Genomic DNA, 835 nt, shown 5'->3' with positions numbered 1-835 from the left:
GTAGTCGAAGGTGACCGCGGTGACGGTGAAACCCCTGTTACCGACGGTCAGCTTGTTGGTGGCGATGGTGTTGGCGGAGATGGCGCCGCCGTCGATCTTGGTCTCGTCGCCGCCCTTGCGCCAGTCGGCCAGGGTGGTCCCGCCGGTAATGGTGATCTTGCCGGGGTCGATCTTCGTGTTCGCGATGTTGATCTGTGCCGCCGGATCAGCCGCACGGCCCTCGACCAGATCCAGGGTCGTGCCGTTGACCGTGATCGTGCTCGCCAGCGCCGTGCCCGCGATCAGCTTGGCAGCCGACAGCTCGACGATCTTGGCATTGGTGATGATGCCGTCCTTGATGTTGGCGGTATTGGCGACGATCTCGTTCGTGCCGACATGCACGGCCTGGATCGAGCCATCGACGATCAACTCGCCTGAGGCCATGCGGCGACAAGATACGCCGCCAACCTGGACGTTCCCGGTGGTGATGCCGCGCTCGACGTAGAAGCGGATCTCGGCGAACTTGGCATTGGCCGGTGGATCGATCCTGAGGGTGCGCGTCACCATGGTACCGGTGCTGGTGACCGTGGTCAGGTTGATGTTGGTCATCGGGGTGGTGGTGAGGGCGGTGCCGGTGGCATCGAACCAGTGGACGCGCCCATAGACCTGATAGGTGACGCCGGACGCTGCCCATGTCTGGTAGCGGAAATAGTAGGGCTTGCCCGTTTCAACCGGGAATAGCTTTGATGCCGCATAACCACTGTAGCCGGTGCTGACCCCATCATCAGTGAACATGAGCGAGTTCGGACTCTCGAAGCCGAAGGAGGTCGCGCCGGGGTTGCGGCTCCAGCCTGTC

The 835-nt window shown here is 62.8% G+C and carries 1 protein-coding gene; it reads right to left on the bottom strand.

Going from position 1 to position 835, the window contains the following annotated elements; all coding sequences use genetic code 11:
• A partial coding sequence (locus RGD00_RS23420; RefSeq protein WP_310459634.1) for a hypothetical protein occupies positions 1-774 on the bottom strand: 774 nt, incomplete at its 3' end.
• Positions 775-835: the final 61 nt, after the last annotated feature.

Origin of the sequence: Ruixingdingia sedimenti, assembly GCF_031432425.1 — a bacterium.
Taxonomy (GTDB): domain Bacteria; phylum Pseudomonadota; class Alphaproteobacteria; order Rhodobacterales; family Rhodobacteraceae; genus Ruixingdingia; species Ruixingdingia sedimenti.
Note: the sequence above shows the minus strand (reverse complement) of the source record. Positions and strands in the feature narration are given on the sequence as shown.